This is a genomic window from Streptomyces sp. NPDC002499 (assembly GCF_053595415.1).
The window spans coordinates 77,258-98,010 of the sequence record NZ_JBSFXO010000001.1; the positions used below are offsets into that span (position 1 = coordinate 77,258).

The window sequence follows — 20,753 nt, forward strand, 5'->3', positions numbered from 1 at the left end:
TGATCCATCGATCCCCTTCGTCCCGCCACCCCCGACCGGTGCTCGTCCCACGGCGAGACGGCACGGCGAACGCATCGGCAGCCGATGACGGATGCCGACACGTTGGTCGGAGGGTGGATGACGACGATTGTGCGGGCACGGCACTACCCGCAACAAGACCGAACGGGCGTGCGCTACGTCCTACCGAAAACGCCTCTGAACAGGCATGATGGACCTGACACTCACTCAAGCCCGGCCGTGGCCCGGAAGCCGGCGCGCAAGGCGCGCCCCCTGAGTGTCGACGGGACGCCTGCAGGACGGGCACACACCCCAGAGTCGACGTAACAACCCTTGTGACACCGGTGGCAGAACAGCGACACAACGACCCACAACCCACGTGGGGGGACCCGTGTCTCACAACACGTGCGCAACGAAGGCCGGTTGACCACCGGACGGGAGCCGCACACACCGATCACCACCACAGGGGGAAGAAGAACATGAAGCTGATCCGCCACAAGGCCGCCACCGCCACCACCCTCGCCGTCCTCGCTCTGGGCGGCACGCTCGCAGCGACCACGCCCGCCGCTGCGGCCGCCTCCGGGGCCTACAACGGCGCCTGCGGTCAGGGTTATGAGGTCGTCGCCTCCACGCCGGTCCAGTCCTCGCCGACCAAGGTCGTCGGCACCACGTACGTGACCTACAACTCCGCGGCGGAGCAGATGTGCGCCGTCACGGTGCGCAGCAGTGCCGGTACCCGCGTGTTCATGGAGGTCACCCTGGACACCTGGCCGAGCGGCAACGCCCCGGCCAAGGACTCCGGGTCGTACACCACCTATGCCGGCCCGGTGTACAAGCACCTCCCCGAGCCCGGCGTCTGCATGACCTGGAGCGGCTCGGTCGACATCTACTACAACTCCGACAACGGCCTGTGCCCCTGATGTGACGCCTACCGGTCGGCGCGCCCGCCGCGTGGACGTTTCGACGGTGTTCGAAACGCGAACCTCATTCCGATCAACTCCATCACACTGGAGCCATAGCCATCGAACGACAGCTCGTGGCCGGTGAGACCCCGGTGGACGTGCTCGGCTCCGGTGGTGGCTCGTCGATGTCGAAGGCCCGTACGGGCGAAGTGTTCAGGGGGAATTGGGTTCATGACTGTTGATGAGTATGTGTCGGGTGGGCTGCTTGCAGGCAGGACAGCTCTGGTCACCGGCGCCTCCAGCGGTATCGGCGCGGCCGCCGCGCGGCTCTTTGCCGCGGAGGGGGCAGCGGTGGTGGTGATGGCTCGACGCGAGAACCGGCTCAAGGGGTTGGTCGAGGAGATCGAGGCGGCCGGCGGCAAAGCCGCCTACCACGTGGGTGATGTGGCGGTCGTCGAGGATGTGAAGCGAGCGGTCGCCGTGGCCGTGGACCGCTTCGGGGCACTGGACGCGGCGTTCAACAACGCCGGCTTCGCGGGATCGGAGATCCGCCCTCTGCACGAACTCGCCGAGGAGGACTACGACTTGGTGATGGACACCAATGTGCGGGGCACCTGGAACTGCCTGCGCCAACAGATCCCCGTCATGCTCGCCGGCGGAGGCGGGGCCATCGTGAACACCGCCAGCAGCGCCGCCGTCATCGCCACCGGAGCGCCCGCCCCTTACGTCGCGGCCAAGCATGCGGTGCTCGGCCTGACGAAAGCGGCGGCGGCCGAGTACGGAGCCCACGGGATCCGCGTCAACGCGCTGGTCGTCGGGACCACTCGGACCGAGATGATCAGCGGTGCGATCGAGGCGGTTCCGGAGTTGGAAGAGGCGTTCGTCGCTCGGCAGGTGCAGAAGCGTATGGCTGAGCCCGACGAGATCGCGCAGGCGGCCCTCTGGCTGCTCAGCAGTCGAGCGTCCTTCGCCACCGGAAGCTTTGTCGCGGTGGACGGTGGCATTCTCGCCACCTGACCGAACGCATCGAGGCGGCGCCGGAGGGGATGTTGGACCGCTGATGTCTGAAGGAGGCGTCAGCGGCCGGTCGTGCCGTCGATGAGTTCGCGGAGGATGTCCGCGTGGCCTGCGTGGGGAACGCTCGGGCCCAGAACGAGTCGTGGTGCCGGGCATCATGCCTGGCACCACGACCATCTGCTGTGCGAACGGAGTCAGTGCTGCAGGGCCGGTGAGGCGACGGGTGCACGCCGGGCGGCGCTGCGGTAGGTGGAGATGCCCAGGGCGAGCAGCCAGTAGCTGAGGATCGCGCCCATCATGGCGGTGGTGCCCCAGCCGTTCGCCGCGTAGAAGTTCTCGGGGTTGTTGCCGAAGAACAGGGACGGTACGAAGACCAGGTTGACGCCGGCCAGGACGTACGCCGAGCGGCCGGTCCAGCGCGGCAGCAGGTTCGTACGCCGGATGCCGTAGCCCACCGTGATCAGGAAGAGCGCGAGCATGAGGCGACCGATCGACCCGTAGAGGATGTACGTGCCGCTGACCGTGATCGTCGGGTCGATCGGCTGGTCGGCGGCGATGACCGCGCCCGCCTCCAGCCCGCTGGAGATCAGGGTGACCGTCGCGTAGACCAGGCCGGTCGCGAAGGCCAACGTGCCGACCCATTCGTAGTCGGGGCTCACGCGCTTGACCAGTTCGCGGAAGGCCGTCACGAACACGATCAGAAAGGCCAACGCGATGATCCCGATCAGCAGCCTGGCCAGGACGTTCGAGTCCGGCGGCGGGCCGGAGTACACGAAGTACAGGGGAACTTCGACGATGAAGGCGCTCGCGGTGGCGATGGCCGTGACGCCCGTCAGGCGCCTGGCGATGGTGTCGTTCATGGGTGTCCCCCTGAGTCGTCCGAGTACGGGATTCCTCGTCGGCTGCTTGCCGACGAAGGCAACTTTGCCGTTCTCGGCGGTCCTCGTCGCTGGGCCTGAACACCGGATGAAGGGTGGCCCTACTGACACCCCCTGCCGGTACGAAAGTACCCGGGCGAGCTCCGACTCCCGCACGGTCGCGGGAGTCGGGACTGTCCTTGGGAGCTTGCTCCCTAACAGGTCTGCCGCCGCTCGCGCGTTGGGGTGCGGCACGCGGAGAGCGCGACAGCAGGGGCGATCAGGAGAAACGGCGGACGAAGACGTCCGACTTGCCGTTGGTGTCGCCGGGCACGATGTCATCGGCCGTGGACTGAAAAACCACGTCGCGCCCACCGGCGCTGACCGCGTCGGTCCCGGCCGAGGCGGGCTGGTTCGAGACGATCTCGTCCGTGCCGGTCTCCAGATCGCGCAGCACGAGCGACGGTCCTGTCGTGTCCTGCGGGGCGTACAGGAGATAGCGGCCGGTGGGATCAATGGCCACGCCTCGTACGTTCGGCACCAGTTGGTCGGTGCCCGAGCTCACGTCGTGGACGTAGGTGTCGGAGCCCGAGAGGTAGACGACCTTGCTGCCGTCCTCGCTGAGCTGGACGAGAGTCGCCGCCTTGGACGGGCCCTCGACCGGGCCTGAGGTGGCGCCGTCGGTCCGGTCCCACACGAAGACGTCCCCGGCTTGGCCGTCCTGGTAGGCGACATAGCGGGCATCGCCGCTGATGGACGGCAAGGACGGGAGGGTGTGCTCGAAGGTGGCGATGGCCAGCTTGGTGTTGGGGTCGTTGTAGTCCAGTACTTCGATGCTCTGGCTGGACGACTGTGGCTTGTAGCGACGTTCGACGAGAGCGATGTAGCGCCCGTCCGCGCTCAGCGACGGCTGGTTGCAGCTGTACCAGCAGTTGGCGGAGATCTCGGATGTCGTCCTCACCTGAACCTGGCGGATCCGATTGTTGTTGAACCATATGTGCGGATAGGCCAGATATTCCCCGTCCCCGCTGATCACAGGGGGCTGGAGTGGGCTCTGGGCCCCCATCCGCTTCGTCTGCCCCGCCTGCTGGTCGCGGAGGAACACCCTGTTGCCTGCCGTCGGTTCGCCGGGTATCAGGTTCGTTGCCGACGACGCGAAGACGATACGCCGGCCGTCGGTCGTGATCGAGGCGCCGACGGAGTTGCCATCGGCCTGGGTGCCGTCGTCCGCGACACTGATCCTCTCGACACTGGCACCGCCGTCGCCCGCGACGCTCATGGACTCGGCCGAGGCCGCTCCGTACGGCAGCGCCGTGACCACACAAACCGCGACCGCCGCGGCCAGTGCGACCCGCACACGGCCAACGGTGCTCCAGTTCTCGATTCCCCTCATCGTTCCCCCCGTATAAGCCACGGTCTCCCCTCCAGTTCCCCACTGGAGGCACACAAGCATGCAACCGTGGTGGCGCTGTGTGGTCAAGGCGTCACATGAGGCATTGAGAGGCGTGCTTTCGGCCATGCGGGAGGGGTCCGCCTCTCAACAGTGCGGGATCAGCGGAACAGTCTTGGGCACCGGCAGTTCACGCGGCGTCAAGCAACGGCAGCGGACCGGCCGTTGGCGAAGAGCTGTCCGGTGGGTCCGTCGGCACCGAGGGTGGCGGCCTTGACGATGTCCGCGGCGCTTTCGGCGGCCGAACGGTCGCCTGCGTCGTCACCCCGCTCGGGGTGCGTCGCGGTGTTGCCGGGGTCGACGGCGTTCACGAGGATCGGGGTGTCGGACAGGGCTCGGGCGAGGACCGTGGTCAAGGCGTTGAGCATGTACTTGGCCATGGAATAAGCCGGCGCCCGCAGGGGCGCGCCGAGGTCGAGGCCGGTGGCGATCTGCTGGGCGGACAGACTGGAGACGTTCACGATCCGGGCGGCCGGCGCGGCAGTCAGCAGCGGAAGCATCGCCTGCGTCAGAGCCCACGGGCCGATCACGGAGACGTCCATCGCGGTGCGTACGACGTCCATGTCGGCATCCAGCGCGTCGAGGACCTGGAAGTCGGGCATCCCGCTGGCGTTGTTGACCAGGACGTCCAAGTGGCCGAAGGTCTCGGCGAGATGATGGGCCGCGTCGTCCATGCCGGCACGGTCGGACAGGTCCAGGCACAGGGCCGTGGCCGCGTGACCGTCCTGACGCAGCTGCGCGGCCAGCGGTTCCGCGGCGGACTGGTCGCGGGCGGTGAGGATCACGTGATAGCCGAGTTCGGCCAGCCCGCGGGCGACGGCGAAGCCGAGTCCGGCCGCGCGGCTCGTACCGGTGATCAAGGCGGTCTTGGTGGCCATGGTGCACACCTTTCAGATGAATGACGTGCGGTCCTTGCGCACGAACATCATTCGATACTAGAGCACTGCTCGCGTTAACACGAGCACCGCTCGTTAGAATGGAGCATGGGTCGTTTCGAGGTAGGCTCACGGCATGGCATCGACCCCTCAGGAGCGGCGCGCAGCGCGGCACAACCTGCCCGCATCCGACACGAGCCCGAAGCGGGGCCGGCGTACGAAGCCGATCACGGTCGACGCGATCATCAAGGTGGCCCTCGACATCGTCGCCCGTGAGGGATACCCGGCGCTGACCATGCGCCGCGTGGCAACCGCTCTGGACACCGGATCCGCGTCGCTGTACGCCCACGTCGTCAACAAGGACGACCTGGACGAGCTGCTCATCGGTCGCCTGTGCGCCGAGATCGACCTTCCCGAGCCGGACCCCGCGACCTGGCGGGAGCAGATCACCGACGTCTGCACCCAGCTGCGCGACCAGTACCTGCGCTACCCCGGCATCTCCCGCGCCGCGCTCGCCGCCGCGCCCACCAACAACGACACCCTGCGCCTCGCCGAGTGCATGCTCGGCCTCCTGCTCGCCGGCGGCGTCGCCGCGCAGAGCGCCGCCTGGGGCATCGACGCCCTGTCGCTCTACATCAACTCGTACACCCTGGAGATCTCCCTGGTCGGCCGCGGCGACGGCGAGTGGGTGGTCGGCCGCGACGAGATGCGGCAGCGCCTCGCCGACCTCCCCGACACCTTCCCGCACACCAAACGCCATGCCGCCGAACTCACCGCGGGAACCGACCACGAACGCTTCGACTTCACCATCGACCTGATCCTCGACGGGCTCGCGCGCCGCAGCTGAAGCCGACTCCCGGCGATCACGTCGGCCGACGAGGCCCCGACCCCGCTCTGTGGGTGGGTGTGACACGGCCACCCTGTCGCCGATACCGGCCCGTACGTTGACAGGCATGGACAAGAACAACCGGCTGAGCGAGTTCCTGCGGGCCCGACGCGCACTGACGCGCCCCGAGGACCACGGGATGCCCTCGGGCACGCGCCGCACGCCTGGTCTGCGGCGCGAGGAGGTCGCCGTCCTCGCCGGGGTGAGCACCGACTACTACGTGCGGTTGGAACAGGGACGCGAACGCAATCCCTCGCCCCAGGTCCTCGGGGCACTGGCGGCCGCACTCCTGCTGGCCGACGAGGAGGCCGCCTACCTGCGCGCACTGGTCGATCCGCCACAGCCTGGGCAGCCGCGGGCCGTCCGGGAGTACGCCGGCCCGCAACTGGTGTCCCTGCTGGACGCCTGGCCCGACACACCGGCTCTCGTCTATGGCCGCTATCTCGACCTGCTGGCCGTCAACTCCCTGGGCGAGGCACTGTTCTCCTGGCTCGACGACGAGACGAGCCTGATCACAGCGATATTCCTCAACCCCGCCGCCCATGACTTCCACCGCGACTGGGACGTTGTGGCGCAGGGGTGCGTCGCCGCACTGCGGGCAGCCAACCCCTCCCCCGACGACCAGAGGCTGCGACATCTGGTGGGCGAACTCTCCGTACGCAGCCACGACTTCGCCCGCATGTGGGCACGCCACGAGGTGCGGGCCAAGACGGCCTCGGCCAAGCGTTTTCACCACCCGCTGGTCGGTGAACTGACCCTGAACTTCGAGACCTTCTCCGTCCACAGCGCGCCCGGCCAGCACCTGGTGGTCTACCGAGCCGAACCCGGCAGCCCCGCCGAACAGTCACTGGCCCTCCTTGGCAGCTACACCCTCACCGAATTCCCGGACGCACACTACGAAGGACACATCCCGCATGACCTCCCCTGACTCCCCCGTCTCCGCCACCTCCCCCATCTCCCCCGTCTCCCCGGTCTGGTTCATCACCGGCTGCTCCTCCGGCCTGGGCCGCGCGCTGGCCCGTGCCGTGCTGGAACGTGGATGGCGGGCGGTGGTCACGGCCCGCAACCCCGCCAAGGCCGCCGACATCGTCGCCGGACACGAGGAACGCGCCCTCGTCCTGGCGCTTGACGTCACCGACCCCGAGCAGACCGCCCACGCGGTCGCCCGGGCGGAAGCCGCCTTCGGGCAGATCGACGTACCGGTCAACAACGCCGGCTACGGCTACCTCGCCGCCGTCGAGGAGGGCGAGGACACCGAGGTCCGCGCCCTGTTCGACACCAACGTCTTCGGCCTGGTCGACACCACCAGGGCGGTACTGCCCGGAATGCGAGCCCGTCGTGCCGGCCACATCGTGAACATGTCCTCCCTCGGCGGCCTGGTCGCCTTCGGAGCCACCGGGTACTACCACGCCAGCAAGTTCGCCGTGGAGGGTCTCTCGGAGTCCCTCGCCGCCGAGGTCGCCCCACTCGGCATCAAGGTCACGATCGTCGAACCCGCCGCCTTCCGCACCGACTGGTCCGGGCCCTCCATGCGCCAGTCCGCCACCACCCTCGCCGACTACGCCGACACCGCGGGCACGCGACGCGCGAGCACCTTGGCCACCTACGGCCGCCAGCCCGGAGACCCGGCACGCGCGGCCCGAGCCGTCATCGACGCGGTCACGGCCGAACAGCCCCCGTTGCGCCTGCTGTTGGGCAAGGCGGCATACGACATCGCCACCGCCAGGCTCGACTCGCTGAAGTCGGCGTTCGACGGCTGGCGTGAGGTGACTCTCAGCGCCGACTTCCCCACAGAGCAAACCGCAAGCTGACAGATGTGGAGTCGGAGCGATGCGGACGAGGCTCGTCCCGAAGTTCGCCCGACGCGGCCGCGAGCGACTCGGTCTGCTGCACAACTCTCAACGACCGTCGTCTGACGCTCTGTTGGTGGGTCAGGTATTTGGGTCGACATGAAGTAGCGGATGGCCCAAGGTTCACCTCATGTCTGGTCTTTCCCCGCAGCGGTTGCCGATGGCTTACCGCAGTCGATCGGCAACCAGTGCCGACCTCCAGGAAATTCATCGCTTGGTCACCGCGTGCGAGCAAGAGCTGCATGGCCGTGCCACAACGGGCGTCGACAGCATCGCCGCGGATCTCAGCCTGCCCGGCCTGGATCTGGAGTCCGACACCGTACTCATTCGCGACTCCAGCGGGGAGTTGGCCGGCTGGGGCTGGGTACGGGGGCGGCGGTCCACGGTCGATGTCCACCCCGATCACCGGGGGCGGGGTCTTGGCAGGTCGCTTCTCGCCTGGGCCGAGGCACGGGCCCTGCATGTGGGCAGCGAGCGGCTTGCCCAGACGGTCTCGGACAGCGATCAGGCGGCCGTCGCACTCCTACGGTCGAGCGGGTACACCCCGCTCGTCACCGAGTGGCTGTTGGGGATCGAGATGCCCATCGAACCAGTGGTGTCCGCGCCGCCAGAAGGTGTCACGGTCCGACCGTTCCGGTCCGGCGACGGGCGGGCGGCCCATCAGCTCACCGAGGACGCGTTCGACGAGTGGCAGCAGCGACGAAAGTCCTACGAGGAGTGGGCCCGGCACACCGTCGAACGGGCAACGTTCGAACCGGCGGCATCGCCGCTCGCCTTCGCAGGCGACCAGATGGTCGGCGCGGTGCTGTCGCTGGACGTCCCGGGCAACGATGAGGGATACGTCGAGCGGGTGGCGGTACGAGGTGACCACCGCAACCGGGGGATCGCCCGGATGCTGCTGCGGGAGACTTTCCGCGCCTTCTACCTCCAAGGAAAGCGGACCTGCACGCTGTGGACGCACTCGGACACGGGAGCGCTGTCGCTGTACGAGCGGATCGGCATGACGGTCCAGCGCAGTTCGACCGTCTACAGCAAGACGCTCACCGCGGGATAGCCAAGGCCGACTGGTCTTACGGCTAGGTCAGGCACCGACCAACTGGTCCAGAACCGGAGGCCGTCGCACCCTCAACCGGACGCCGTGACCGGCGACCACATCCCGAACCACTGCTCGGCGTCCCAGGCCTCGAACCGCTCCACCTCGGTGAACCCCAGCCTCGCCGCGAGACGCATCGAGCCGACGTTGGCACTCTGGGTGGTGAGTCCCACCGACTCGCCGGGCAGCTCGCCCGTGAGCCAGTCGAGTGCCGCCGTGCACGCCTCGGTGGCGTACCCGAATCCCCACGCCCGCGGCAGGAACAGGTACCCGAGATCGGCCTTGCCCTCGGCAGCCGCGCAACGGTGCCCGGTCGCTCTCCTGAGCAGGATCAGGCCGATCATCGACCCGTCGAGTTCAACGACGAAGTTGCCGGGCCGCGGCTCGGGCACCCCCGGTATCTCGCGCTCAAGTTCGGCACGCGGCCGGGGGCCACCGAGGTACGTGTGCACCTCCGGCGAGGCGAGCAGCTCGATGAACGTCTCACGGTCCCGGGTCTCGGACGCACGGAGCACGAGCCTCTTGGTCCTGATCGGCTCAGGCGGCCAGGTCACTGATTCCAGATCTTCCATCGGCGCACGCTAACAGTCGGTCACACCAACCGCCGGGCCTGCCCGTAGGAAACCGACCCTCAAGGCCGCATCCCTACACCGACCGCAACAGCTACCCTGTCGCGGTGATGACCTCGCGAGTGCTGTCGATCGCCCTCCAGGACACCGATCAACTCCCTCTGCGTCCGCTGCCGTTCGAAGCGGCCCATGTGCTTCACGAGGTTGATGCACCGCCGCGCCTCGTCGCCCATCTGAGGGCAGTCCACGACGTTGCAGGGCAACTCCTCGAATGGATCGCTGCGCGCGACCTCGACCTGGGCATCAACCCGGAGGCCGTTCTCTTCGGAGCCGCTACCCACGACATCGGTAAGACTCTGCATCCCGCCGAGTTGTCCGCTCCAGGCTCGCAACACGAAGCAGCCGGACGTGAGTTGCTCATGACTCACGGCGTCGACTCGGCCATGGCGCGCTTCGCCGCGACGCACGCAGCCTGGACCACCGCTGAGGTCGGGATGGAGGATCTCCTGGTCAGCCTGGCCGACAAGATCTGGAAGAATAAGCGGGTCCCGGAACTCGAAGACCTCGTCGTCGCCCGACTCTCAGCGGCGAGCGGAAGACCGGTCTGGGAGGAGTTCCTCGACCTCGACAGCCTGCTCGCCCGCATCGGCGACGAGGCCGATGCACGCCTCGCCTACCAGATGCAGTACCCGACGGTCGAGAGCGGCCCTCGACCGCCGAACCTCCCGGACGCGCTCACGACATGGTCCGCCACGAACGAAGCTGTTCTCTGCGCGCGTGGCATCACTACCGAACTGCGGCACTCCCCACGAGACGGCCGAGACAAGAACAGCGCATGGCTGACCATCGAGGCCGACAACCGGATCGTCCAGATCACCGTCTGGAGCACCGGTGAAACGGAACTCGATTTCGCGGACCTCAACAGCGGTGACCATCGCCCTGAGCACCGAGACCTCCAAACCGAGCAAGAACTCCATGTCGTCCTTGGAGCCGTTCTCGACTGGGTCCTCGTCGACATGAGCAGCTGACGCGACCGAACCGAGCTCAATCTCGACGACCGCTGTCAGTCACTTCAGTCCCCCAGTAACCAGGTCGATGCGCCAATACCGCTGCAAGGACAGGAACAGCGCGATGACGGGGATGACGGACAGCAGCGTGCCCGTGATCACCAGGGAGTACAGGGACGCCTGGTTGGCGCCGTGGCGCAGGAGGCTGTACAGGCCGACCGTCAGGGGGAACTTGTCGTCGCTCGTCACCATGACGAAGGGCAGCAGGAAGTTGTTCCAGATGACGATGAACTGGAGCAGGAAGACGGTGATCAACCCGGGTGCCATCAGCCGCAGCCCGATCGCCGAGAACATCCGCCACTCGCTCGCCCCGTCCATCCGCCCGGCGTCGAGCAGCGAGTCGGGAACGGAGGCGGCGGCGTAGATGCGGCACAGGTAGATGCCGTACGGGTTGAAGAGTTGGGGCAGGATCACCGCCGGGTAGCTGTCGGTGATGCCGACCCGGGCCAGCAGCAGGTACTGCGGCACCGCCAGCACGACCTGTGGCAGCAGGACACCCGCCAGGATCGTCTTGAACAGCAGGTTGCGGCCGCGGAATTGGTACTTGGCTATGGCGTAGCCCGTCGCCGCCGAGACCGCGGTGGCTACGAGCCCGCCGACCCCCGCGTACAGGAAGCTGTTGAACATCCAGTGCCAGAACACGCCCGAGTCGTACGAGGAGAGGTCTGAGATGTTGTCCACCAGACCCGAGCCGAACGACGGCAGATAGGTCGCGGTCGAGAACAGCTCGCTGCGTGACTTGGTGGAAGCGATCAGGATCCAGAGCGTCGGAACCAGGCAGTAGACCGCGCCGAGGAGCAGTACCGCGGTGGGCAGCAGGGCGATGCCTCGGCGCCGGGGCCGTTCGGTCCGGGTGGCTGTCACCGGGGGCGCCACGGGACGGGCGGGCGAGTCGATCGTCATCGCTGCTCCTTGCCTACGGCTCCGGCGGCGCCCCAGCGGGTCTGGGCGAGGCGCCCGACGAGCAGGGAGACGGCGAGGATGCCGACCGCGAAGACGATCGAGGTGGCCGCCGCGAGATGGATGTCGGAGTCGACGAAGGCGTCGGTGTAGATCTTCATCAGGGGAACCCAGGTCAGGGAGATGGCGTTCGACAGCGGCTGGAGTGTGTTGGGTTCGTTGAACAGTTGCAGGGCGGCGAGAACCGTGAACAGGGTGCACATCGCGATGGCGGGACGGATCAGCGGGACTTTGACTCGCAGCGCGATCTGGAGCTCCGAGGCCCCGTCGATCCTGGCCGCTTCGTAGATCTCCGGCGGCAGTCCGCGCAGGGACGTGTACATCACCACCATGTTGAAGCCCACCGCGCCCCACACCGCGATGTTCGCGACCGAGACGTAGACCATCGAGGTGCCGAAGAAGTCGACGTCCCGGCCGCCGATGGGGCTGGTCGCGGGTAGGTAGAGGAAGCCCCACAGCAGGGTGGCGATGACGCCGGGCACCGCGTACGGCAGGAAGATGGCCAGCCTGGTGAACCGGGTGAAGCGGGCCCGCGCGGTGTCCAGGAGGAGCGCGAACAGCAGGGCGAGGAGCACGGTCGCGGGTACGGTGATCGCGCCGACGAGCAGCATGCGCAGCACGCTGTGCCACAGCTCGGCGTCGTGGATCACGGCGGAGTAGTTGTCCAGACCCGCGAAGACGGTTCTGCTGCCGGTGCCCAGCAGGCCGCCGCTGACCTTGCGCTGCTGGAAGCTGAGGAACAGTGCGTAGGCCCCGGGGGCGATCACGAACAGCAGGAGGAGCAGGGTCGCGGGCAGGACCAGCAGATAGGGCAGCCGGCTCTGGCCCGCCCTGCGGTACCTCCGCGAAGTGCTTGTCGCCATCGACGTGTCGTCCCCATCGGATGAGTGGCTGGTTCGGTTGTTGATGCCCGTCACCGGCGTCGGTCCTGTGCCGGTCTCGGTACGTCGTACCGGTACGGTCGCCCGGCGCGGGAGTCAGGGAGGCGCGCCGGGCGACCTGGTCGCCGGGGGTCAGTGGAGGGTGAACCCGAGCTTCTTCATACCGGCCGTGGTGTTGGTTTGCATGGTGTCGAGCGCCCCGGTGAACGACTTGCCCGACTGCAGTGCCGCGCCGAAGCTGTCGCGGTACGCGGAGAAGGTCACCGTGACGTTCGGGCCCCACATCGAGAAGCTGCGCGCGCCGGGTGCCACCTTGCTCACCTGGGCGTAGTAGTCCGGCTGGTTCGGGAAGAAGGCCGGTGGCTGGTCGAGGATCGGCAGGGCGCGCCCGGAGGTCGAGGCCGGGTAGATGTTGATGTTCTTGACCTGGGCCGTCACCGCCTTCGCGTCGGTGTTCAGCCAGCTCGCGAACTCCGCGGCCTCGGCGGGGTGCTTGGAGTCGGTGGTGACCGTGATGGCCGAGCCGCCCCAGATGCCGGTGGTGTTGTCGCCCGCCGTCCAGGCCGGCAGCGGCGCGGCGGTCCACTTGCCCTTAGTCGACGGGGCGATGCCGCCGATCTGGGCGGGGGCCCAGGCGCCGGAGATCCAGGTGAGGAGGGTGCCGTTGTTCATCTCCTTGTTCCACTGCGGGGAGAAGGAGGGGTTCTTCTTCACCAGTCCCTTGTCGACCAGGCCCTGCCAGTAGTCCGCGACCTTGTCGCTGGCCGTGCCGTTGATGTCCACGTGCCAGGAGTCGCCCTTGGTGGTCCACCAGTCGGCGCCCGCCTGCTGGGTGAGGCCGGTGAACCAACCAGGGTCGGCGGCGTCGAAGTTGGTCATCGAGGCGCTGGGGGCCTTGGTGTGCAGTTGGGCGGCCGTCTCCTCGTACTCCTGCCAGGTGGTGGGCACCTTCAGGCCGTACTTCTTGAACAGGTCGGCCCGGTAGAACATCATCAGCGGCGCGAAGTCCTGCGGGATGCCGTAGACCTTGCCCTGGAAGCGGGTCTGGGCCAGCGTCGCGTCGTCGAAGTCCGTGACCGCCTTCTTCGTCTCGGCGGTGATGTCACGGATCACGCCGTTCGCCACCAGGCCGGGCAGCGACTGGTACTCGACCTTGGCGATGTCGGGCGCGGTCTTGGCCTGGTGCGCGGTGATCATCTTGCTGACGAGCTGGTCGCCGCCGGCCGGGTTGCTGAGGGCGATCTGGATGTCGGGGTGGGTCGAGTTCCACAGGGCGACGACCTTGTCCATGCCCGGGTCCCAGGCCCACATGGTGAGGCGGACCTTGCCGCCCTTGGGTGCCGAACCGCTGTCCGAGCCCCCGTCCCCGCCACCGCAGGCGGCGAGAACCAGGGTGGCGGCCAGTGTGGCGCCTGCGACTGCGACGAATCTGGTCTTCATTGGCCAGTCTCACTTTCGTGCCAGAAGAGGGCCTGTGACCCGAACCCAGGGCCGACCCGAGTCGACCGGTTCCGACTTTGACTGCGACTTAAGCTAAGTCGCAGTGGAGGCGGGGTCAATACGAGTGACGTACCGATTCACGATGTGTCGATTTCTTTATGAGTCGATTTCTCCACCATCGGCGTCCGCTCCTGGTGGTGGACACAGGGGTCGGCTCGTGAAGCAAGGCGTCCGGCCCCTGCACCGTACGCGCCGGGACGCGCGGCGGGGATCACCGAAGGGTTACAGATCAGGCTGATACGGACAGCGCGCCGTAGTCCAGCGGGTGGGCGAGGGGCTGCCCCGCCACCACCCGCGGTACCTCGCCCACGGCAGCGGCGCCGAGTCGGCCGGGTTCAGGCTCTCGCCACCGGGGTGCTCACCGCGCGGCCCAGATCAGTCCACGGCGGGTGAGCTCTCGTATCGTCGGCTCGCGCAGGTCGTCCGGTCGGTGCCCCACGGCGGAGACGAAGACGCGTCCCCTCCCCCACTGTCTGGTCCAGGCGACGGGCATGTCGACGGGTCGTTCGCCCTGCCCCGCGACGCCCGGCTCGACGGTGGTGGACGCCAGTACCGTGCTGAACGCGTCGGTCAACATCCAGTACTGCTCGGTCATCACCGTCGTGTCGGGCAGCCCGGCGACGATCGGGTGTTCTCGGTGTTCCGGCTCGATCCGGACCTGGTACTCCAGGAACTCCGCCGGGTGGTGCAGGAACAGGCCGCCGACCATGCGCAGGTACGCGGGAGAGTCCTGGAACGTCGCTACGACACCGCCGTGCCAGCCCGCGAAGCCGGTGCCCGCCTCGACGGCCGACACGAGCCCCGCGCACTGTTCCTCGGTCAGCCGGCCCTCGCTCCAGCACTGCACCACGAGATCGGTACGTGCCATCAGGTCGGCGTCGGCGTAGGCGTCCAGGTCCTCCCGTACGGTGACCGCGAACCCGGCGTCGGCCAGTGCGGGCAGGAACAGGTCGGTGCACTCCCGTGGGGCGTGCCCCTCCCAGCCGCCGCGCACCACCAGCGCCGTACGTGCTGCCGCCATCAACGGGTCGCGGGGTCGGCGGTCCAGGCGGGCAGGGTGAGCGGGGTGCGTTGGACGCCGATCCACTGGCGTTTGGTGAAGCCCGCCATCTGGTCGTCGGCACCGTGCCGGGCGTGGGCGTCGTTGACGTGCACCTCGCCGGCGTCCAACCGCTCGGCCACCGACAGGCCCCGTATGAGGTCGGCGGAGAACACCGAGTTCATCAGCATGGGCAGCCCGTTGGCCACGGCCACCGCCTCCTCCTGGTCGTCCACGACGGTGACCGGGAGGACCGGGCCGAAGATCTCCTCGGTGAAGGCGGGCATCTCGGGCGTGACCTTGGCCAGCACGGTGGGCCGGTAGAACAGCCCCTCGGAACCGTCGAACGTGCCGCCGGTGAGCACCTCCGCGCCCATCTCCACCGACGCCGTCACGAGGGCGTGCACCCGGTCGCGCTGGCGGGTGCTGATCAGGGGGCCGAGATGCGCCGTACCGCTCATCGGGTCGCCGACGCGCAGGGCGGCGGCGCGGCGGGTGAGGGCGTCGAGGTACTGGTCCGCGACCGCCCGGGTGACGATGTGGCGGCTGGCGCTGATGCAGGTCTGCCCCTGGTACTCGAGCGAGGCGACCATCGCGCACGAGGCCGCGAGGTCGATGTCTGCGTCATCGAGGACCACGAAGGCGTTGCTGCCGCCGAGCTCGAGGCGGATCGGCCGCAGGGTGGCGGCCGCGGAGGCCGCGATGGAGAGGCCGACCTCGCGGGATCCGGTGAAGTCCATCAGGTCCAGGCCCGCGTGTTCGGCGAGCGCGTGGCCCGCGTCGAGGCCGTCGCCGGGCACGACGTTGAGAACGCCCGGCGGCAGTCCGGCCGCCTCGGCCGCCTCGGCGAGCACCTGGCCGCCGATGATCGGGGTGAGCTCGGCGGGCTTGAGCACGATGGTGTTGCCGAAGGCCAGCGCCGGTGCGACCGCCCGCATGGCCAGGTTGACCGGGTAGTTCCAGGGCGTGATCACGCCGATCACCCCGAGCGGTACCGCGCGGGACATCGAGAGCTTGCCCGCCTTGTACGGGGGCAGGAGGTCGCCGGCGTTCTCACTCGCCTGGATCATGGAGATCCGCAGCTGACGGATGCCGGTGGACACCTCGTCCTCGGCCTTGTCCCGCACTCCGCCGGTCTCGCGCATGCTCTGCTCGACCAGCTCCGCGTAGTGCGCCTGGAGAAAGTCGGCCATACGGCCGAGGTGAGCCGCGCGCTCGGGAGCACTCAGCGCCGCCCAACCCGGCTGCGCGGCACGGGCCGCGGCCACCGCCCGCCCGACATCCGCCGCCCCACCGAGGGCGTACGTACCGATCACGGCACCCGTGGCCTTCTCCACGACGTCGGCGGTACGCCCTGAGGAGGCCGGGCGGAACGTTCCGTCGATGTAGAGCCGGGCTGCGGGGAACTGAGACGTCATGAAGACTCCACGGAGGTCAGGAGACTTTGGCTACGACTTAAACTAAGAGGCGACAGTCATTGGCGTCAACCAGTGCGGATGCGAGCACCGCGCAAGGTGTACGCCGAGGACTACGCCTAGAGGTTGTCCCGTATGGGGTGGGAGTTATCGGCTGAGGGCCATGTTGTGGAGCCGGGCGATGCCGAGCATGGCCTGGTGCACGCCGTGGCCCTTGAAGCGGCAGTCGCGCAGGATTTTCCAGTTCTTCAGCCGGGACAGGGCGTGTTCGACCCGGGCTCGGGCCCGGCGGTGCACGGCTTTCTCCGCCTGCAGGCGCGGTCGGCGGGAATCGGCACGTCTGGCGTTCTCAGATCCGGTGGGTACGGGCCGCGGTGCGATCATGCGCACGGCCGGGCGGTGTCGGCGAGATCCACAGCGGCCGTCCGGACGGGTCAGTCACCACCCGCACGTCCACTCCGTGCCGGCGGTGCTTGTGGGAGAAGTCGGCCCGGTTGTAGCCGACCGGGTCGCACTCCGCCGGGGCGCCGTCCAGCGGGACGCAGTCGGGGGCAGCTCGCACAGGGCACGCGGCAGGTCGGCGAGCAGGTCGATGACGGCGGCGGTGTAGGCGTGGGCGGTGCCCACGGAAATAGGACATCGCCATACTCGTCAGCCTCCGCTCAACCATGGGCTTCAACTCCTCAGTGTTGGCGGAGAGTTCACAGTTGGTTGCCGCAGAGTCCACAACCCCTGCCACCACCTTGCTAGGGGCTATCGCACGGACGAAGGATCTTCAGTAGCTGAATCGGCGGTGCCTCCGATGGAGGCGAAGTGGAAACGGGAGGGAATCATGCGAACTTTGCGAAGAGCCTCGATGGTGGCCGGGATCGTGGTGATGTCGACGATCGGCCTCGTCACCCAGGCACAGGCGTCGTCCAACAGCGGCTGGGTGTACACGAGCAATTCGAGCGGTGCCGTGTACTTCGACGCCGATCTGAACGGCTACCCGGGCTACGAGAAGATCACGGTCTGCGACAACACGACCGACGGCCGCGGTACCGAGGCCGTGGTGCAGGGCTATGACGGTGACGGCGCTGTCGCTTACGTCGTGTCCGATCCGAACAACAACGGGGAATGCGCGTCGGCGATCGGCAACTTCTTCCTGGAGGAGACGGCCGTCAGCGTGACTGTGTACGAGTACTGGGGCAGTAACACGGCCCACCCGGGGTACGGCTCGGGCGTGGCCTAGGTCTAGATCCAAATCGTCTGCGAGGGCTCGCCGGTTTGTCCGGCGGGCCCTGGCAGCTTGTCGGGCAGGATGAGGGCCAGGGCACTGTCTCATCGGTGTCTTGAGTGTCAGTGAGCTTTGTCGGCGATGCCGCTCCGGGGTGGGGACGCAGGGCTGTCTCAAAGTCCCAGTGGTAGCGGAAAATTGCAGGTCACGGTGGCGTGACGTCTGCTGGCCGTCCCGTCTCGTACGCAACGAAGCTCCGGTTGGAGCGGGTGACCTACCAAGTCGGTCTGCCGAACCGGAGCTTCGATGTGTCGTCAGTCTGCCAGCGTCTGTCTGATCAAGTCGCCCTCGGGTCAGCACCGTGCCCTTGCGGGACTGCCGCTAGAGGTTGTCCCGTATGGGGTGGGAGTTATCGGCTGAGGGCCATGTTGTGGAGCCGGGCGATGCCGAGCATGGCCTGGTGCACGCCGTGGCCCTTGAGGCGGCAGTCGCGCAGGATTTTCCAGTTCTTCAGCCGGGACAGGGCGTGTCCGACCCGTTCTCGGGCCGCAGGCCGGTGCCCTGGTAGCCGCCGTCGGCGATGACCGGGGCACCGCGGCAGGCCCGGTCCACGCCGGACTCGGTGAGGGCCCGGCAGTCGTTGCGGCTGCCTGGCAGCGGCAGGACGATCGCCACGACCAAGCGGCTGTTGGCGTCGATGACGACCTGCAGGTTGGTCGAGTAGCGGTAGTTCTTGCTGGAGGCGGCGATGCTGCGGTCCCGCGTGGGCACGAGGGTGCCGTCGACGATGTAGACGGTGTCCTTGCGCGGCCGGCGGGCCGGCGAGATGGCCAGCAGTGGTGCCAGGTGATCGAGGATGCGGTCGGCTGCGGACTTCGAGACCCCGAACAGCGGTGCCACCTGCCGCAAGGTCAGGTTCGTGCGCCAGTAGGTCGCCACCAGCAATACCCGGTCCTCCAGCGGCAGCCGCCAGGGCCGGCCGCGCTGGACGTCGCCGCCACGGCGCCGCACCAGTGCCACCAACCTGGCGAACTGCCCCTCGGTCAGCCCGGAGAACGGCTCGATCCACTTCGGATCATCCGCTGAGATCACCCCACCCATGCCCAGTCAACGCACCAGCCGCCCCACCGGCTACGGGACAACCTCTGGGACTACGCCCAGGCCTCCGCGCCGGCCTCCAGTCCGGAGACGACCGTCGGCCGTCGGCCGCTCGTCGCCAGCAGGTCCGCCACCGGCAGGGTCGCGGCGCCCATCGCCACCGCCTCCTGGCCCAGCCGCCCGACCTCGATGCGGGTACGTCCGCGCAGATACGACAGTGCGTGCCGCTCGGCCGTCTCTCGCACGGTGGGCAGGACCACCCCACCCATCACCGACCCCGCCCATCCGGAGAGCACCACGAGGTCGGGGTGGAGCAGGTTGATCAGATTGCCGATCCCGATGCCGATGTACTCCCCCACCTTCTCCAGGGTCTCCATGGCCACCGGGTCGGTCGCCGCCCGTGCCGTCAGCTCAGCGAACCGGCTCTCGGTCCCGGTGGAACGGAACGGCTGACTGCCCAGCATGGACTGGTAGCGGTGCAGGATGGCCTCGGCTCCGACGTACGCCTCCAGACAGCCCCGTGATCCGCAGCGGCAGGGCAGCCCTCCCGCGTAGATCACCGTATGGCCCCACTCGATGGTGGCAGGTGCCAGGCCCGCGATCCCGCCCTCCACGCCCGATCCGAGGGACGCGCCCACGCCGACCCCGATGAGGGCGGTGACCACGCGGTCGGCGCCCCGGCCCACTCCACGCCACATCTCCGCCTGGCCCAGGGTGCGGGCGCAGTTGTCGAGCATGAGCGGGGCGGCGACCCCGGGGGCGAGCATCTCGCCGAGCGGGACGCCGGACCAGCCGAGCGTCGGCGCGTGCACCAGGCTGCGGCCGGGGATCCGCGGGTCGGGCTGGACCGCGCCGGGCACCCCGACGCCGATGCCGAGCAGCTCCGAGGGGTCGATGCCCGCGGCGCGGGTCACCTCGGAGATCCCCTGGAGCACCAGCGCGGCCACGGACTCGGCGTCGAGCCTGGTGTCGGCGATCGGGTAGACCTCGGAGTGGAGCACGGACAGGGTCCAGTCGAAGAGGCCGATCCTGACGTGCGTCTCACCGATGTCCACGCCGATCACGGTGCCGTAGTCCGGACGGATCTCGAGCACCGAACGCGGCCTGCCCCCGTCGGAGTCCTCCGAACCGCCCTCCGCGACCAGCCCCTCGGCGAGGAGTTGGGAGACGACGTTGCTCACCGTCGCCGAGCTGAGGCCGGAGGCGCGGGTCAGCCGGTTGCGGCTGGTGGGTCCCTGCACATACAGCGCGGAGAGGATCACGGACCGGTTGTGCCGCCGCAAGTCGCTCGTCGTTCTCTTCACCACGGGTTTCACATGACAAAGTGTGCCAGCCCGCGGATCCGCGCATCCTGACGCGTCTCGGTCGACGCATCGCGGCGAGTCACTGCTTGTCCAGTTCCGCCGGCCACGGATGTCCGGGATGCATGCGTTTCAGCCACTCGCTGAGTGTTTCCCGCCGCGTCCGGCTCAGCAGCGGCAGAACTCCGTCGAAGTCCGTCTCATCCTTGGGCCGGGGCGCCTTCGCCTTGAACAGCAGCACCAACTCCGGGACCAGATAGGGGATGCCGCTGGCAGTCCGCTCGATGATCGTGTCGTACGGAAGCCGCAGGCTCTCGTCCCGCCGACAGATCCACGTCCCGCCGTCGTGCGGCTCGCGGAAGACGTCGAACAGGAACTGGCCGCTCGCCGGATCCCGCAGCCAGGTCTGATGGGTGGCCGCGAGTTCCTCTACTCCCGCACTCGCCCAGACGCGTCCCGAGCCCACCGCGTCAAACACGTACTCGGGGAAGCGGTCCCGGATCTCCGCGAACCCCGCCGCGGGTACCGCGATCTCCAGATCACCGTGAGGGCGGGACTGACCGTCGCGGAACAAGTCCAGCGCCCACCCTGCCGCGATGCACCACGGCGTACTGACGCCGTCCAACCGCTCCGCGACCTGCTCGGGCCGCCACGCGTTCACCCAGCGGGCATGCAGTTCGTCCGCGTCGAAGACAGCGCCACCGGGCGGAAGAGAACCATCGGTCATCACACCAACCTCCTGTCGCGATCCGACCGAGGCTCGGCGCATTTGCCAGGCCG

General features: G+C 68.3%; 20 protein-coding genes and 2 pseudogenes. 8 read left to right on the forward strand and 14 right to left on the reverse strand.

Translation table 11 applies throughout. From position 1 onward, the window contains the following. The first annotated feature begins 476 nt into the window (after positions 1-476). Together ACWD5F_RS00380 and ACWD5F_RS00385 are read left to right on the forward strand one after the other, a co-directional pair. Positions 477-917, forward strand: coding sequence for a hypothetical protein (locus ACWD5F_RS00380; protein ID WP_451249591.1), 441 nt, complete (start codon positions 477-479; stop codon positions 915-917). Positions 918-1,130: 213 nt separating this feature from the next. Beyond that, positions 1,131-1,916, forward strand: a complete 786-nt coding sequence (locus ACWD5F_RS00385) for an SDR family NAD(P)-dependent oxidoreductase (RefSeq protein WP_451249593.1) — start codon at positions 1,131-1,133, stop codon at positions 1,914-1,916. Positions 1,917-2,110: 194 nt separating this feature from the next. Here ACWD5F_RS00385 and ACWD5F_RS00390 read toward each other — a convergent pair whose 3' ends face one another. The 3 genes from ACWD5F_RS00390 to ACWD5F_RS00400 form a co-directional block, all read right to left on the reverse strand. Continuing rightward, positions 2,111-2,776, reverse strand: a complete 666-nt coding sequence (locus ACWD5F_RS00390) for a hypothetical protein (protein WP_451249595.1) — start codon at positions 2,774-2,776, stop codon at positions 2,111-2,113. Between the two features lie 277 nt (positions 2,777-3,053). Then, on the reverse strand, positions 3,054-4,130 hold the full coding sequence (locus ACWD5F_RS00395; protein WP_451249597.1) for a hypothetical protein: 1,077 nt from the start codon (positions 4,128-4,130) through the stop codon (positions 3,054-3,056). A 233-nt stretch (positions 4,131-4,363) separates the two neighbouring features. Continuing rightward, entirely contained in the window at positions 4,364-5,101 is a 738-nt protein-coding gene (locus ACWD5F_RS00400; protein WP_451249598.1) for an SDR family NAD(P)-dependent oxidoreductase, read from the reverse strand. Between the two features lie 133 nt (positions 5,102-5,234). On the opposite strand from ACWD5F_RS00400, the gene ACWD5F_RS00405 reads away from it, so the two are divergent. The 4 genes from ACWD5F_RS00405 (at position 5,235) to ACWD5F_RS00420 (ending at position 8,888) form a co-directional block, all read left to right on the forward strand. After that, positions 5,235-5,945: a TetR/AcrR family transcriptional regulator gene (locus ACWD5F_RS00405; protein ID WP_451249600.1), complete on the forward strand. Its 711-nt coding sequence runs from the start codon at positions 5,235-5,237 to the stop codon at positions 5,943-5,945. Between the two features lie 106 nt (positions 5,946-6,051). Further along, positions 6,052-6,912 (forward strand): helix-turn-helix domain-containing protein, encoded by an 861-nt coding sequence (locus ACWD5F_RS00410; protein ID WP_451249602.1) that lies wholly within the window; start codon positions 6,052-6,054, stop codon positions 6,910-6,912. Beyond that, entirely contained in the window at positions 6,899-7,795 is an 897-nt protein-coding gene (locus ACWD5F_RS00415; protein WP_451249604.1) for an oxidoreductase, read from the forward strand. The genes ACWD5F_RS00410 and ACWD5F_RS00415 overlap by 14 nt, the downstream gene beginning before the upstream one ends. Before the next feature lie 253 nt (positions 7,796-8,048). Further along, a complete protein-coding gene (locus ACWD5F_RS00420; protein WP_451249606.1) occupies positions 8,049-8,888 on the forward strand; it encodes a GNAT family N-acetyltransferase in 840 nt (279 codons plus the stop codon). 71 nt (positions 8,889-8,959) lie between these two features. On the opposite strand, the gene ACWD5F_RS00425 is transcribed toward ACWD5F_RS00420, so the two are convergent. Beyond that, positions 8,960-9,499, reverse strand: a complete 540-nt coding sequence (locus ACWD5F_RS00425) for a GNAT family N-acetyltransferase (RefSeq protein ID WP_451249608.1) — start codon at positions 9,497-9,499, stop codon at positions 8,960-8,962. 107 nt (positions 9,500-9,606) lie between these two features. Here ACWD5F_RS00425 and ACWD5F_RS00430 point away from each other — a divergent pair, with 107 nt between their 5' ends. After that, entirely contained in the window at positions 9,607-10,524 is a 918-nt protein-coding gene (locus ACWD5F_RS00430) for an immunity protein TriTu family protein (RefSeq protein ID WP_451250998.1), read from the forward strand. Between the two features lie 39 nt (positions 10,525-10,563). On the opposite strand, the gene ACWD5F_RS00435 is transcribed toward ACWD5F_RS00430, so the two are convergent. The 7 genes and pseudogenes from ACWD5F_RS00435 to ACWD5F_RS00465 all read right to left on the reverse strand — a co-directional run bounded on the left by ACWD5F_RS00435 (position 10,564) and on the right by ACWD5F_RS00465 (position 16,920). Further along, positions 10,564-11,466: a carbohydrate ABC transporter permease gene (locus tag ACWD5F_RS00435; RefSeq protein WP_451249610.1), complete on the reverse strand. Its 903-nt coding sequence runs from the start codon at positions 11,464-11,466 to the stop codon at positions 10,564-10,566. Then, positions 11,463-12,386 carry a carbohydrate ABC transporter permease gene (locus ACWD5F_RS00440; RefSeq protein ID WP_451249612.1) on the reverse strand — a complete coding sequence of 308 codons (924 nt, stop codon included), beginning with the start codon at positions 12,384-12,386 and terminating at the stop codon, positions 11,463-11,465. The genes ACWD5F_RS00435 and ACWD5F_RS00440 overlap by 4 nt, the downstream gene beginning before the upstream one ends. 150 nt (positions 12,387-12,536) lie before the next feature. Continuing rightward, positions 12,537-13,844, reverse strand: coding sequence for an ABC transporter substrate-binding protein (locus tag ACWD5F_RS00445; protein WP_451249614.1), 1,308 nt, complete (start codon positions 13,842-13,844; stop codon positions 12,537-12,539). Positions 13,845-14,262: 418 nt separating this feature from the next. Beyond that, entirely contained in the window at positions 14,263-14,925 is a 663-nt protein-coding gene (locus tag ACWD5F_RS00450) for a ThuA domain-containing protein (protein WP_451249616.1), read from the reverse strand. Beyond that, positions 14,925-16,361, reverse strand: a complete 1,437-nt coding sequence (locus ACWD5F_RS00455; protein ID WP_451249618.1) for an aldehyde dehydrogenase family protein — start codon at positions 16,359-16,361, stop codon at positions 14,925-14,927. Before ACWD5F_RS00455 ends, ACWD5F_RS00450 begins: the two co-directional genes overlap by 1 nt. Before the next feature lie 144 nt (positions 16,362-16,505). Next, positions 16,506-16,661: pseudogene (locus tag ACWD5F_RS00460) on the reverse strand (transposase); the annotation flags it as partial. A 46-nt stretch (positions 16,662-16,707) separates the two neighbouring features. Further along, positions 16,708-16,920: a transposase family protein gene (locus ACWD5F_RS00465; protein ID WP_451249619.1), complete on the reverse strand. Its 213-nt coding sequence runs from the start codon at positions 16,918-16,920 to the stop codon at positions 16,708-16,710. A gap of 270 nt (positions 16,921-17,190) precedes the next feature. Here ACWD5F_RS00465 and ACWD5F_RS00470 point away from each other — a divergent pair, with 270 nt between their 5' ends. Beyond that, positions 17,191-17,589 (forward strand): hypothetical protein, encoded by a 399-nt coding sequence (locus ACWD5F_RS00470; protein WP_124004760.1) that lies wholly within the window; start codon positions 17,191-17,193, stop codon positions 17,587-17,589. Between the two features lie 394 nt (positions 17,590-17,983). Here the strand turns inward: ACWD5F_RS00470 and ACWD5F_RS00475 are convergent. The 3 genes and pseudogenes from ACWD5F_RS00475 to ACWD5F_RS00485 all read right to left on the reverse strand — a co-directional run bounded on the left by ACWD5F_RS00475 (position 17,984) and on the right by ACWD5F_RS00485 (position 20,700). Next, positions 17,984-18,675 (reverse strand): annotated as a pseudogene (locus tag ACWD5F_RS00475) (transposase family protein). Between the two features lie 50 nt (positions 18,676-18,725). Then, entirely contained in the window at positions 18,726-19,979 is a 1,254-nt protein-coding gene (locus ACWD5F_RS00480) for an ROK family protein (RefSeq protein ID WP_451249621.1), read from the reverse strand. Between the two features lie 76 nt (positions 19,980-20,055). Beyond that, a complete protein-coding gene (locus ACWD5F_RS00485; RefSeq protein WP_451249623.1) occupies positions 20,056-20,700 on the reverse strand; it encodes a nucleotidyltransferase domain-containing protein in 645 nt (214 codons plus the stop codon). Between the last annotated feature and the right edge of the window lie 53 nt (positions 20,701-20,753).